Genomic DNA, 12,515 nt, shown 5'->3' on the forward strand with positions numbered 1-12,515 from the left:
CAGCACCGCTATCGGGAAATCGGAAAGGCGCGCGTGATGCGTGCGCCTTGATGCAATCAAGTATTTGATTTTACCGGAATCGGCTGCCGGCTTCAGGCGGCCGCCCCGGCCTGCGCCGACAGGCGAGCCGCGCTGCATCGTTCATGGCCTGCCAGGTCGCGCGCGGTAAAGATCTCGGCCATGCCGGCGGCGGCCAGCAGGTCGCGAGCAGCCTGGCCCTGGTCGTAGCCGTGCTCCATCAGCAGCCAGCCGCCCGCATGCAGGCGCGCGGCAGCCCCGGCCACGATTGCCCCCAGGTCCGACAAGCCATCGCCATGATCGGTCAGCGCATCGATTGGCTCGAAGCGCAGGTCGCCCTGGCCCAGGTGCGGGTCCGCGGCGGCGATATAGGGCGGATTGCTCACGATCAGGTCGAAGCGCAGGCCAGCGGGCAGCGCGGCGTACCAGTCGGAGGCCAGGAAGCGCACATTGCCGGCGCCCAGGGCGCGCGCGTTGTCTTGCGCCACCTGCAGCGCGCCGGGCGAGATATCCGTTGCCCAGACCTCGGCGTCGGGCCGTTCGCAGGCCAGCGTGACGGCCAGCGCGCCGGATCCGGTGCCCATGTCGAGCACCCGGGGCGCAACCAGTGGCGCCAGCAGCTTCAAGGCCGCTTCCACGGCGATTTCGGTGTCCGGGCGCGGAATCAGCACATCCGGGGTCACGCGGAAGGCGCGCCCGAAGAATTCCCGCTCCCCCAGCAAGTAGGCCACCGGCTCGCCGCCCAGGCGGCGCCCGAGCAAGGCGGCCACGCTGTCGCGCTGGGCCGGGGCAAGCGTTTCGTCGTCGCGCGTGATCAGCTGGGTGCGGGTGAGCCCGGTGACATGGCTGATCAGCAGTCGCGCCTCCAGCGCTGGCAAGCCGGCCGCCGCAGCCACGGCCAGGGCGTCGCGTACCGTGGCCGTCTCAGGCAGTGAGACCGGCGTGGTGGCATTGGGGCTGGGGGAGGTGGCGGTGGACGTGGTGCTGGGCATGGAGAAGGCAAAAAACAAAACCCCGTCGGGAGGTGCCCTGACGGGGTTTGCAGTGTAACGCGCTTGCCCGGGCGGCGGTGCCTGGGCGCGATGCGCCAGTGTCTTGCCGCCGTGGCGTGCGGATTACTTGTTGACGGCGTCCTTGGCCTTGTCCGCGCTGGCGTTGACAGCATCCTTGGCGGCGTCCTTGGCCTTTTCCATGGCATTGCCGGCATCGACCTTGGCCTTCTCGGCGGCAGCGGAAACGTCGGAGGCAGCGCTGCTGGCAGCGGCCTTGGCAGCATCGGCGGCATTGCTGGCGGCGGATGCGGCGTCGCTGGCGGCGGCCTTGGCGGATTCGGCGGCGCTTTGCATGGCGCTGTCGGCGCTCGGCGTGGCGGGGGCTTCTTCCTTCTTGCTGCAGGCAGCCATGGCGGCGGTGATCATCAACAGCGCGAGCAATTTCTTCATGATTTCGTCCTTTTTTCCGTTGTCGAGTGGCGACACGCCGACCTCTGTATGGCGGCTCAGTCGGAATCGATTATAGACAGCGAAAAATGGTGCGCCAGTGCTGTTGCAAGCATTTACAACAGATACAAAGGTTTTCGTAAAGAAATCGCGATTTATGCAGCGCGATCCAAAAATCTGCCTTAATGACCGGTAATTCGTCGCAATAACCTGCTATTGCCGAGCGATTAATGCGCTTCGCCCAGCGCCGCCAGTTGATCCGCCTGGTGTTCCGCGGACAAGGCGGACAGGAGCTCGTCGAGGTCGCCGTCCATGATCATGTCGATCTTGTAGAGGGTCAGGTTGATACGGTGATCCGTCACGCGCCCCTGCGGGAAATTGTAGGTGCGGATACGATCACTTCTATCGCCGGTGCCGATCAGGTTGCGCCGGGTGCTGGCTTCTTTCGCCTGGGCCGCGCGCAGCTTCGCGTCCATCAGCCGGGCCGCCAGGACCTTCATGGCCTTGTCCTTGTTGCGGTGCTGGCTGCGGTCGTCCTGGCACTCCACCACGATGCCGGTGGGCAGGTGGGTCAGGCGCACGGCCGAGTCGGTCTTGTTCACGTGCTGGCCGCCGGCGCCGGAGGCGCGGAAGGTATCCACACGCAGGTCCGACGGATTGATTTCCACCTCGGTCACCTCGTCGGCCTCGGGCATGACTGCCACCGTACAGGCCGAAGTGTGGATGCGCCCCTGGGCCTCGGTGGCTGGCACACGCTGCACGCGATGGCCGCCGGATTCGAACTTCAGCCGGGAAAAGGCCGCATCCCCGGCGATCCGGATGATCACTTCCTTGTAGCCGCCCAGGTCGGACGCCGATTCGCTCATCACCTCCACCTGCCAGCGCTGGCGCTCCGCGTAGCGTGTGTACATCCGCAGCAAATTGGCGGCGAACAGCGCGCTTTCCTCGCCGCCGGCACCCGCGCGGATTTCCAGCAGCAGGTTGCGGTCGTCGTTGGGGTCCTTGGGCAGCAGCAATGTCTGCAGGCTGCCTTCCAGCGTTTCCAGCCGCTCGCGGGCCGCGGTGATCTCATCGGCCGCGAACTCCTTCATCTCGGGATCGTCCAGCAGCGCTTGCGCGGTGGACAGGTCCTCCTGTGCCTGGCAGTACTGCGCATATTGCTCGGCCACCGGCGTCAGTTCGGCGTGTTCGCGCGTGAGCTTGCGGTACTGGTCGATCTTGGCGGTGGCATCTTCGCGCGCAAGCAGGGCGTTGACTTCGTCGAGTCGCTCGGACAATTGGTCGAGCTTGGCAAGCATGCTGGCTTTCATGGGGGTCCGAAGAGGCGCGGTGAAACGGGTGGAGACGGATGTTGCTGCTGGGATGCGTGCGGGCCAATGGCCAATGGCCGCAGGCAACGCAAAGCTGGCCGCGCGCAGGACACGCACGGCCGAGGCGAGCGCGGCTAGCGCTCGGAGTGGCTGCTGTGGCGGAACAAGCCCGGCACCAGGCGCAGCAAGGTCTCGCGGTCGTCGCCCTGGGTGTGGTTCAGGGCGTGGGTCGGGCCGTGCAGGAATTTGCGGGTGAGCGCGCCGGACAGGGCTTCGAGCACGGCTTGCGGGTCGTCGCCGCGCGCCAGCATGCGGCGCGCGCGCTCCAGTTCGGCCTGGCGCATGGCCTCGCCCTGCACCTGCAGTTCGCGGATGACCGGCACTACGCTGCGGGTTTCCAGCCAGTGCATGAAATTCTGCACGCGGCTTTCGATGATGGCTTCCGCCTGGGCCACGGCAGCCTGGCGCATGGCATTGCCCTCGCGCACGATGGCGCCGAGGTCGTCCACGGTGTACAGGAAGACGTCGTCCAGGCGCGCGACTTCGGGCTCCACGTCGCGCGGCACGGCCAGGTCCACCATCATGATGGGGCGGTGGCGGCGCAGCTTGACGGCGCGTTCCACCGCGCCCAGCCCGATGATGGGCAGGGAGCTGGCGGTGCACGACACCACGATGTCGAACTCATGCAGGCGCGCGCCCAGCTCCGACAGGCGGATGGCCTCGGTGGTCAGGCCCTGGCCGGCGAGTTGCTCGGCCAGCCGCTCGCCACGCTCCACGGTGCGGTTGGCCACCACGATCTGGCGCGGCGTTTGCGCCGCGAAGTGCGTGGCGCACAGCTCGATCATCTCGCCCGCGCCGATGAACAGCACGCGCTGGGTCGAGACGCTTTCAAAAATCCGCTGGGCCAGGCGCACCGCGGCAGCGGCCATGGATACCGAATGCGCGCCGATCTCGGTCTGGCCGCGGACCTCCTTGGCCACCGCGAACGTGCGCTGGAACAACTGGTTCAGGTAGGTGCCCAGCGCGCCGGCTTCACCGGCGGTGCGCACCGCATCCTTCAACTGGCCCAGGATCTGGGTTTCGCCCAGCACCATCGAGTCCAGCCCGCTGGCCACGCGGAAGGCATGGCGCACGGCTTCGGACTGCGGCAACGAGTACAGGTGGGGAGCGAGTTCGCCGGCCGGCACGTTATGGTGCTGCGCCAGCCAGCGCAGAGTGTGCTCGAAGCCTTCCGAACCCGACAGCAGCACATCGGTGGCGCAATAAATCTCGGTGCGGTTGCAAGTGGAAAGGATGGCGGCTTCGGTGCCATTTTTGCCGGCCAGGTGGGTGCGCAAGGCGCCCAGGGCGGGTTTGATCTGCTCAAGCGGAAACGCCACTCGCTCGCGCAGCGAGACGGGCGCCGTGGTGTGATTGATACCGATCGCGAGCAGTTGCATGGTGGGGAGCATGTCTCTCTGGCCGGGCTCCGGGCGGCGGCTTTGCAGGCTGCAGCGCGGGAGTCAGGTGCAATCCGGGCATGAATTCAAGCGCGGATTCCGGCGCAAAGCGCCGCCGAACCGGGCTACATTATAGCGCCCGGCGCGGATCTTGCCGGAGCGCGGTCGGGTTTACCGTATTGTTGCGGCCACGCGCGGTGACTGGCGGGAATCCCCGGGCAGCGCGCCATATGGTGGAATTTGGGAGAAAGTGATGTTGGGTACGCTGGTGGTAGGGGTGCTGGTTGGGCTGGCGGCGCGGTGGCTGCACCCCGTGGGCCGGGTCAGCCTGCTTGCGGCGGTGGTGTTCGGCGTACTGGGCGCGCTGGCCGCGTTTTACGGCGGCCGTGGGCTGCACTGGTTTGTCGACGGGCAGATGGCGGGCTGGTTCGCGGCCATCCTGGGCGCGGCCGTGCTGGTTGGCGTCGGGGGCGTGGCCAGGGGGCGGTGAGATTGAATGAATGCCATCCAATCTCGAATCCCGAATTCACGCCGCTTTAGTCTGGTTACCCGCGCTGCTCCAGAAACCGTCTCAAAACCCCGCTCGAATAATGGCTGGCCACGTTGGTCAGGAACGCCGCAAAATCCACGTGCGCGGTATCGTCGGCCCGATCCGAGAGCGTGCGCATCACCGCATGCCGCACGCCATACTCATGGCAAACCTGCGCCACCGCGGCGCCTTCCATTTCCACCGCCAGCACGCTGGGCAAGCGCTCGCGCAACTCGGCCGCGGCGGCGGGTGAGCCGATGAACTGGTCGCCGCTGGCGATCATCCCCTCATGCAGCCTGGGCGCGCTGACCCCGAAGCGCGCCAGCACGCCGGCCGGGACGGAGGTCGGCAGATCATCCCGCAGGTAGCCTGCCACCGCATCGCGCAGCGCGGCGGTAAGCGCCGGGTCGGTGGGGAATTCAGCGCGATCCAGCAACGGGACCTCATGGCGGGAAAAAAACGGCCGCGCGTCCAGGTCGTGCTGCAGCGTGCGGTCCGCCACCACCACGTCCCCGACCCGCGTCTCGGCCCCGATGCCGCCGGCCAGGCCGGTGAAGACGATCTCATCCACGCCGAACTCGCGCACCAGGGTGACCGTGGTGGCCGCCGCCGCTACCTTGCCCATGCGCGCGAGCACCAGCACGCAGCGCTGGCCGTAGAGATGGCCAACGTGATAGTCGCGCATGCCGATCGTCCGCACGGTGGCGCGGGCATCATCGTGGCGCATGGCGGCGATCAGGCCGTCGACTTCATCGTGGATGGCGGCGAGGATACCAAGGGTCATGGCGAGGCGTGGCTGGGTTGGAGAAACGCACAGCATACCGGGCCGGGGCAAGGCGGCAAAGCAGCGCTGTCGCATGTTCCCGCTCACGCAAGGAAAGCTGCGCAGATGGCGGCGCCTTTGCTACAGTGCGCTGGCGTATCCATCACATGGGGCATCGATGCAGGCAACCACAACGCAGGGCTTTCAAGACCGGCGGGCAGCGCGCCAGGCGCTGGCAGACTGGCGTGAGCAGGGCGTGCTCGGCGCCGACGGCGTGGCCGCCGGCTGGCCAGGGACCGAACCCGACGCGGCGCAGTGGCGGACCTGGCTCGATCGCACGTTGCTGATGCTGGGCGCCGCGCTGCTGTGCGCCGGCGTGATCGTGTTCTTCGCCTTCAACTGGCAAGACCTGCACAAGTTCGCCAAGTTCGGCCTGCTGGCCGGCGCGCTGACGCTGCTGGCGGGATTCGCCTGGCTGCGCCCGCCCGCCGACATGGCGGGGCTGGCGGCGCTCTGCGGCGCCCAGGTGGTGGCCGGCGTGCTGCTGGCCGTGATCGGGCAGGTGTACCAGACCGGCGCTGACGCGTGGCAGCTGTTCGCCCTGTGGGCACCGCTGGCGATCCCGTGGGCGCTGGCCGCGCGCGCGGCGCCGCACTGGTGGGTGGTGATCGTGCTGGCCAATGTGGCGCTGCTGCGGTATCTCAGCGTGCGCCTTGGCGTGGGCGGCATGTTCGACCTGCTGTTTGGGGCGGCTGGCGAACGCGCCACCACGCTCTCGTTGCTGGTGGCCACGCTGGTGCAACTGGTGCTGTGGTTCGCGCTGCGCGCAGTGGCGCCGGCCTACGGCTTTCGCGGGCTGGCCGGCGCGCGCATCCTTGCGACGCTGGCGTGCGCCTACGCTGGCTGGCTCGGCCTCGCCAGCATCCTGCACAACCGCTTCGACCCCGCCATGTTCGGCGTGGCCATGCTCACGCTGGGCGGGCTGCTGGCCTGGTTCCGGCTGCGGGCATTCGATGTGGTGGCGCTCAGCCTGGCCAGCTTCTCGGTCATCGTGCTGCTGGTGACCGGGGTTGCCCGGCTACTGCTGGAGGGCAGCCGGGACGCGTTCGGCGCCTTCCTGATCCTCGGGCTGCTGACCATTGGCCTGTCCGCCGCGGCGGCGGCCTGGCTGCTGCGCGCCTATCGACACCACGGGCAAGCCCAAAGCGGCGCGCCCAACGGAGAGCCGGCATGACCAGCGACCATCACGTAGTACGAAGGTTGTGGCAGGACTTGGCCGCGCGCGGCTTGGTGCAAGGGCAGCCGCAAGCCGCACAAGGGCGCACGCCATGGGCCGTCAGGCTGCTGATGGGACTTGCGGGCTGGCTTGGTGCGGTGTTCTTCCTCGCCTTCCTGCTCGGCTCGGTCTTTGTGGCCGCGCGCGACAACGCCACGGCAATGGCGCTCTGCGGCGCCGCCATGATCGCGCTGGCCGCGGTGCTGTACCGGCGCCGCGCGGGCGCCACCGCGCTCGAGCAATTCGCGCTGGCCGTCAGCCTCAGCGGCCAGGGCCTGCTCGTGTACGGCGCGAGCCAGGCCTACGGCGGCGGCCGCCTGCTCGAATCGGCCGCCTTCTGGGGCGCGCTCGCGCTGCTGGAGGCCGTGCTCTATGTGCTCGTCAGCAACCGGCTCCATCGCTTCCTGGCCGCGCTGGGCGTATGGACCGGCGTGGCCCTGGCGCTCCACCTGGCCATGACGCCCGGCCTGCGCCACGTCTGGCAAGCCATGAGCTTCTCGCTAGGCTGGCTCGCGCCCTTCGCCATGACGCTGCTCACCGGCTTCGTGCTGGCGCAAGGGCGGCTCTGCGCCGCCGGGCTGCACAACTGGATCGAGCCGGCCGCGGATGCCACGCTGCTGTTCGCACTGGGCGCGGCCTTGGTGGTGACCGGGCTCAGCCAGCCTCAGGCATTGCTGTTCGATGCTGATACCGGGCGCCAAGCCGGCAACTACTGGATGGCCGGCGCGCTGTTTGGCGCGGTGCTAGCCGCGTTTGTCCTTGCCGAAGCAGGCCGGCTGCAGCTAAGCCCGGCGGTGCGGGGCACCGCGCTTGTCGGCGCGGTGCTGTTTGGCGCCTTGCTCGCCGGTGCGCCGGCGGTCGTCGCCGCCGCCCTTGCGCTCGGCCTGGCGCTGCGCCGCGGCTCGCTGCCCTGGCTGGGCCTGGCCGTCGCCACGCTCGGCAGCGGTTTCATCTGGTACTACAGCGCGCTGCACTGGACGTTGCTGATCAAGTCCGCCACGCTCGCCGGCGCCGGCATCGCCGTGCTGCTGCTGCGCATGGCGCTGCGTCGCGATGGCGCAAGGAGACAAGCATGAAACGCTGGATACTATTGGCATGGGTGCTCACGCCCGGCCTGGCCGCCTTCGCCATCACCGGCAAGGAACGGCTGCTGGCGCATGGCGACACCGTCTACCTGCGTCTGGCGCCAGTCGATCCGCGCTCGCTCATGCAAGGCGACTACATGGCGCTGAACTTCGCCATCGCCGAGTCCATCCGCCAGGCAGGCAAGCTGCAAGGCATCGAGCCCGCCCGCGAGCAAGTTGCCGTGATCCGCCGCGATGCACGCGGCGAAGCCACCTTCGTGCGCCTGTACACGGGCGAGGCACTGGCCGGCGGCGAGCAACTACTGCGCTTCCAGAACGTGCCGGCCCGCTGGGGCGGCACGCAGGCGCAGGTGTCCACTGATGCGTACTTCTTCCAGGAAGGGCAGGGGGCGCGGTTCGAGAAGGCGCGCTATGGCGAGTTTCGCGTCGGGCCGGATGGACAGGCGCTGCTGGTCGGGCTGCGGGGGGAGGATTTGGGGGCACTGTGAGAGGGGGGGGCGGTTGCCGTCGGCATGCCGCTGTGCGCCAGCCATGATTGGATTGGCTGGAACATCAGCGCCGATTCACATTGCTGTGTTGTGTGATGGCCTGCTTGATGGCGCATCGCAGATGCCGGAGGCCCGACGCAATGCGCGCGCTGGTTGCAAGCCCGCGCCTTTTGTAGCTTCCAGAGATCGGGCGTTGGTGCCAGGGCGTCGTGAGACGCCGCTTTGCGCCTGTCCTAGAGCTTGACTTGCTCGAACTGGCCTTTGCCAGAGAAGTTGAATGGAACCTTGAAGGCGGCTCCGCCTTTGATACCTTCAGATTGCTCGATGATCCGTGGCCACCACCGCACCAGATTGTGCGCAATATCCCAGAACCTATGGCTTGACCAGCTTTTGTCGAGAAAGAAGACAATTAGCCCGGCACGGCGCAGTGCTTCTCGCTCGAGGCCTTTGTTCAGCTTGTCGTGCGTGATGACAGCCCATCCGCCTTCTTGCGAGAGAGCGTCGATCCAGGCCGCATCCCTTGTGTCTTGTGGGAAGCGGTCTCGCAAGGGGGCAACGGAGTGCCCGTATGGTTCGGAAAGCGAGTGGAGCGCCCGTGCCAGCGCTGGAGAGAGATTGTTGTCAGCGAAGAACTTCACGCTACCAGGCGTTCTTCAAAGGCGACTGCGGCCTCCACCGAGGCAACAGGCACTTCATACAACCTGGCAACAAGCTGTTTGTCGCCTTCGGCCTGGAATGCCTCGGCGAGGATTGAAGTTCTGATGGCGCCATCGGTGACAATGGGCTTACCGAAGGCGATTCCAGGATCTAAGACCACGGCCTTGCCGCGCAGCGTCGGGTACCAGCGCGCGGCGGCATCGTCAGCACCAAATTCGATGCCACGATACAAAGAGGGCTCGATGAGCTTCTGAAACGCGTACTGGCTTTGCACCAAGTCCAGCAGTTCGGTCTCACCAGATTCTTGTATGGTCGACGCGAAGATTGTGCGGCCGTCCGTCTGGAAACGGCGGGAGGTAAAGGGATGTGGCAGGGCAAAAAGCTCGCGTGCCTTGCGGCTGGCGAGGTGTATCGTTTGCAGGCTGACGCCGTGCTGGCGAAACGCTCGGACGAATCGGACTTCCAGCAGATCATGAAAACTGATCCCATCCACGTCCGCTTCCGCCAGTTCGGTCTCCCAAAGTGGAGCAACCGGGACCGCATGCCGGGTTGTCTTGTCCCGATATACATAGCCGTCCAGCCAGCGCCGCAGGTCGCGCACGGGGATGCCGGTGAGCCTCGCGGCTTCATGGAAGGTGTATAGGCCAATACCAGTCAACTTCATCATTGCCCCTCCTTCCACGTAGTGCCCTGCCAGCTAAATGCCGGCGGCGAATCTGGATATTTTAGCGGCTTCGCGGGCGTGCAGTTGTCATGTTTTCGTTAACACGCTCCGGTGCCTGACCCGGCGCAAGTCTATTAGGGAGCAGCTCCAATCTGTGTTTGTGCTTCTTCGTGGAGTCAGCAGCCGATGCCTCGGGAATGCGCAAGATCATTGCTGCCAGCGCTATACTAGACGAGTCGCTGCAACCACAGCGACCGGGATTGGCGTCTCGAAAACGTGGGAAGACAACCGCCGCAAAGCGGTTCCTTTGAACTCGTCAAGAGGAGACTCACATGCCCCAGTCCTTGTTTGTCCTAATTGCCTGTACCTGGCATTCCGCTTACCCCAAAGTCCCCGTGCTTCCAAAGCGCATGCGCTCCCAACTCGGGAGGGCATCCGATGTGTAAGCACCCCCACTACAACATCAGCGCCGAGCAGACCGGCCGCGATATCTTCGTGACGGCGCACGCTGCATCCGAAAGCCCGCTTAGCCTCGCCGCCGAAAAGGCTGCCCAACTCAATGCGCTGCTGTCGGTCGCTATCGAGAACGCTGCCGGTGGCACCCTTGCGAACTTGACCGACGAGACACAAGGTCACCTGCTCTCGCTGGCGGCGACACTCGCTAACGAAGCGCTGGTGTTGAGCGAACTCGCGGTCTTGCGGGACTCGGAGGGCGCGCGTGATGGATGAACTTGTGGTGGGCTTGTACGAGCGGGCTGCGTCAGCAGTCTCGTGAAATAAGAAGCCCCGCAGGCGTTTTGTCGCGCGGGGCTTCTGTTTGTTTGCATCAGAGTGGACTTTCACCCCGCTGCCGAGTCGTTTCGCCTATTTGCCGCGCTTCGCACGGAAGTCGCGGTCCCATCCTGCGGCACCTGGCAAAGCCAGGTCCCGATCGAGCCGACCCTCCCGGCCCTCTGCGAAATCGCCGTCCCGCTCGTTCTTAACGGGTGCTCATGCCACGCACAAGCCTGCATCGCGCAAGCGGCGCAACAGGGCGCCGCGCTTGGCGTGGGAAGCCAGGAGTTGCTGCAGCGCACGCTCGAATGCTTCGCGGCTCGATGTGAGCGCATAACCGTCCGCCAGCTCCGCCAGCGCCTTCGTTGCCTCATCATAGGCCGACGCCGTGCCCCTCTGTACCTGCACATCGATGGTTGCCCAGCGCTTGTCTGCATCGTTCATCACCAGCCTTAGTTGCGTTTCGCGCTTTCGGCGGCGTGCAGCCTCCTGTCTGGCATGTGCCTTTGCTTCGCGCTTCAGGCGCGCTATGCTGGCCGCTTCGGCGAGTTCCCGCAGATGTCCGAGGATGCGCCGCGCGGTGGAAGGCGGTGTTGAAACGTGCTGCGCTTTCAGCCAGGCGGCATGTCGCAACCGGACCTGGCGTTCCGCTTGATGTACCAGCCCTTGGGCTAGCAGTTTCAGCACCGCTGCCATTTCCTCGCGTGGCAATTCGCGCAGCCAAGCATCGATGCGATCATCCTGCGCGGCATCGCCAGGCGGAACGTCGGGGCTCGCCGCCGCAGCGGCGGCCAGCAGGTCGGGATCGATCTCCAGGAATTCGACTAGCGCTTCCTGCGGCGGCGACAGTGTCGCCAGGCCGGGGGGCACCTCCGGCTCCAATGCGTCGTCCGAAAGGTCATGGGATCCCGCCAGCCAGCCCAGGTAAAGCGGGCGCAAGTCGCCACGCATCAGCTCGGCGCGCAGGGGGCCAGGCGCCGCATCCAGCCGCCGCCGTCTTGCATGCCGTAGCGGTCATAGTCTTCGCCTTCGTTGAGTGACCACTCAATGATCCAGTGTTCTCCGTGTGTCTCGATGGTCGAGGCATGCCGGATGGCGAAAGGCTTCAGTTCCGCTTTGCCAAACGTGGATAGCGGCACGCGTAGCGCCAGCCTGCTGCTGCACCAGTTGGCGGTGTAGACGAAGACGTCGAAATATCGCCGCATCCAGTCAGCCGGATCTGCCTTCAGATCGCCCCACTCATAGTGATTGACGAAGCCCGCGGGGCTGATCTGGGCGCGCGTGGAGACGGCGCGCAGCTGCGCCATCTCGGCGCGGGTGAGCGGCCGGTCGATGGCCGCGAATTCGTAGTATTGGTATTCGCTCATGCTGGTTGGATGGATACAGGCGCCTGCATCGCTGATTTCGCGCTGCGCCATACGTTGCCCTTGACAGATGTATCCATTCGGATACGATGCGGGTTATGACCACACTTAACCGCACCGCTGAATTCAGCGCCTGGATCTCGACCCTCAGGGATCTGACGGCAAGGGCCAAGATCCTGGTGCGCCTCAAGCGAGCCGAACAAGGCAACTTTGGCGATTCGGAGCCAATTGGGGATGGCCTGTCGGAGATGAGGATCGACTTCGGCCCTGGCTACCGCATCTATTACGGCCGCGAAGGTGCTGTGGCTTACTTGCTTATTTCAGGCGGCGATAAGTCGACTCAGAAAGCCGACATCAAGCGAGCTAAGGAAATGTGGAAAACGATCAAGAAGGAGTCATCATGAACAAGATCGAAGTGGCACGCTTCGATGCCTCGGACTATCTCGACAGCGAAGAAATGATCTCTGAGTACCTCAATGCTGCTTTGGAAGAGGACGACACTGCAGTGCTGCTTGCCGCTATTGCGGACATTGCCAAGGCACGTGGTATGACCAGAGTGGCTGCCGACTCTGGACTTGGCCGTGAGAGCCTTTACAAAGCACTCGCTCCGGGCGCAAAGCCTCGCTTCGACACCATTATGAAACTCCTGCACGCGCTCGGCGTGAAGCTCACAACAGTGCCCGACGCTCACGCATAACTAACCGACGCC

General features: G+C 65.7%; 16 protein-coding genes. 7 read left to right on the top strand and 9 right to left on the bottom strand.

Annotation, left to right across the window (positions count from 1 at the left end; all coding sequences use genetic code 11):
* Nucleotides 1-92 precede the first annotated feature (92 nt).
* The 4 genes from prmC to hemA all read right to left on the bottom strand — a co-directional run bounded on the left by prmC (nt 93) and on the right by hemA (nt 4,206).
* Entirely contained in the window at nt 93-1,010 is a 918-nt protein-coding gene (gene prmC, locus AC1RQK_RS24855) for a peptide chain release factor N(5)-glutamine methyltransferase (RefSeq protein WP_492375872.1), read from the bottom strand.
* A gap of 123 nt (nt 1,011-1,133) precedes the next feature.
* Nucleotides 1,134-1,460: a hypothetical protein gene (locus AC1RQK_RS24860; RefSeq protein WP_150985667.1), complete on the bottom strand. Its 327-nt coding sequence runs from the start codon at nt 1,458-1,460 to the stop codon at nt 1,134-1,136.
* A gap of 224 nt (nt 1,461-1,684) precedes the next feature.
* A complete protein-coding gene (prfA, locus tag AC1RQK_RS24865; RefSeq protein WP_492375873.1) occupies nt 1,685-2,767 on the bottom strand; it encodes a peptide chain release factor 1 in 1,083 nt (360 codons plus the stop codon).
* A gap of 134 nt (nt 2,768-2,901) precedes the next feature.
* Nucleotides 2,902-4,206 (bottom strand): glutamyl-tRNA reductase, encoded by a 1,305-nt coding sequence (gene hemA, locus AC1RQK_RS24870; RefSeq protein ID WP_174427671.1) that lies wholly within the window; start codon nt 4,204-4,206, stop codon nt 2,902-2,904.
* Between the two features lie 253 nt (nt 4,207-4,459).
* Between hemA and AC1RQK_RS24875 the strand changes: the two genes are divergently transcribed.
* Nucleotides 4,460-4,696 (top strand): hypothetical protein, encoded by a 237-nt coding sequence (locus AC1RQK_RS24875; RefSeq protein WP_492375874.1) that lies wholly within the window; start codon nt 4,460-4,462, stop codon nt 4,694-4,696.
* A 55-nt stretch (nt 4,697-4,751) separates the two neighbouring features.
* Here the strand turns inward: AC1RQK_RS24875 and AC1RQK_RS24880 are convergent, their stop codons facing one another.
* Nucleotides 4,752-5,519 (bottom strand): 5'-methylthioadenosine/adenosylhomocysteine nucleosidase, encoded by a 768-nt coding sequence (locus AC1RQK_RS24880; RefSeq protein ID WP_492811637.1) that lies wholly within the window; start codon nt 5,517-5,519, stop codon nt 4,752-4,754.
* Between the two features lie 157 nt (nt 5,520-5,676).
* Here AC1RQK_RS24880 and AC1RQK_RS24885 point away from each other — a divergent pair, with 157 nt between their 5' ends.
* Genes AC1RQK_RS24885 through AC1RQK_RS24895 form a run of 3 tightly spaced genes read left to right on the top strand, consistent with a single transcriptional unit; the run spans nt 5,677 to nt 8,347 of the window.
* Nucleotides 5,677-6,732 (top strand): DUF2157 domain-containing protein, encoded by a 1,056-nt coding sequence (locus tag AC1RQK_RS24885; protein ID WP_492811639.1) that lies wholly within the window; start codon nt 5,677-5,679, stop codon nt 6,730-6,732.
* Nucleotides 6,729-7,850, top strand: coding sequence for a DUF4401 domain-containing protein (locus AC1RQK_RS24890; protein ID WP_492811641.1), 1,122 nt, complete (start codon nt 6,729-6,731; stop codon nt 7,848-7,850). The genes AC1RQK_RS24885 and AC1RQK_RS24890 overlap by 4 nt, the downstream gene beginning before the upstream one ends.
* Entirely contained in the window at nt 7,847-8,347 is a 501-nt protein-coding gene (locus AC1RQK_RS24895; RefSeq protein WP_492811643.1) for a GDYXXLXY domain-containing protein, read from the top strand. Before AC1RQK_RS24890 ends, AC1RQK_RS24895 begins: the two co-directional genes overlap by 4 nt.
* Nucleotides 8,348-8,580: 233 nt before the next feature.
* Here the strand turns inward: AC1RQK_RS24895 and AC1RQK_RS24900 are convergent, their stop codons facing one another.
* Nucleotides 8,581-8,985, bottom strand: coding sequence for a PIN-like domain-containing protein (locus AC1RQK_RS24900; protein ID WP_492811645.1), 405 nt, complete (start codon nt 8,983-8,985; stop codon nt 8,581-8,583).
* On the bottom strand, nt 8,982-9,671 hold the full coding sequence (locus AC1RQK_RS24905) for a DUF433 domain-containing protein (RefSeq protein WP_492811647.1): 690 nt from the start codon (nt 9,669-9,671) through the stop codon (nt 8,982-8,984). The genes AC1RQK_RS24900 and AC1RQK_RS24905 overlap by 4 nt, the downstream gene beginning before the upstream one ends.
* A 435-nt stretch (nt 9,672-10,106) precedes the next feature.
* On the opposite strand from AC1RQK_RS24905, the gene AC1RQK_RS24910 reads away from it, so the two are divergent.
* Nucleotides 10,107-10,397, top strand: coding sequence for a hypothetical protein (locus tag AC1RQK_RS24910; protein WP_416049786.1), 291 nt, complete (start codon nt 10,107-10,109; stop codon nt 10,395-10,397).
* A 261-nt stretch (nt 10,398-10,658) separates the two neighbouring features.
* Here the strand turns inward: AC1RQK_RS24910 and AC1RQK_RS24915 are convergent, their stop codons facing one another.
* Both AC1RQK_RS24915 and AC1RQK_RS24920 read right to left on the bottom strand, forming a co-directional pair.
* The gene (locus tag AC1RQK_RS24915) at nt 10,659-11,393 is read right to left on the bottom strand and encodes a hypothetical protein (protein WP_492811649.1); all 735 of its coding nucleotides are present in this window, start codon (nt 11,391-11,393) and stop codon (nt 10,659-10,661) included.
* On the bottom strand, nt 11,393-11,860 hold the full coding sequence (locus AC1RQK_RS24920; protein ID WP_492811651.1) for a hypothetical protein: 468 nt from the start codon (nt 11,858-11,860) through the stop codon (nt 11,393-11,395). The genes AC1RQK_RS24915 and AC1RQK_RS24920 overlap by 1 nt, the downstream gene beginning before the upstream one ends.
* 44 nt (nt 11,861-11,904) lie before the next feature.
* Between AC1RQK_RS24920 and AC1RQK_RS24925 the strand changes: the two genes are divergently transcribed.
* Together AC1RQK_RS24925 and AC1RQK_RS24930 are read left to right on the top strand one after the other, a co-directional pair.
* Nucleotides 11,905-12,210 carry a type II toxin-antitoxin system RelE/ParE family toxin gene (locus AC1RQK_RS24925; protein WP_492811653.1) on the top strand — a complete coding sequence of 102 codons (306 nt, stop codon included), beginning with the start codon at nt 11,905-11,907 and terminating at the stop codon, nt 12,208-12,210.
* Nucleotides 12,207-12,503, top strand: coding sequence for an addiction module antidote protein (locus AC1RQK_RS24930; RefSeq protein WP_045238852.1), 297 nt, complete (start codon nt 12,207-12,209; stop codon nt 12,501-12,503). Before AC1RQK_RS24925 ends, AC1RQK_RS24930 begins: the two co-directional genes overlap by 4 nt.
* Nucleotides 12,504-12,515 lie beyond the last annotated feature (12 nt).

The sequence above is a fragment of the Cupriavidus sp. GW822-FHT02D05 genome (assembly GCF_058802485.1).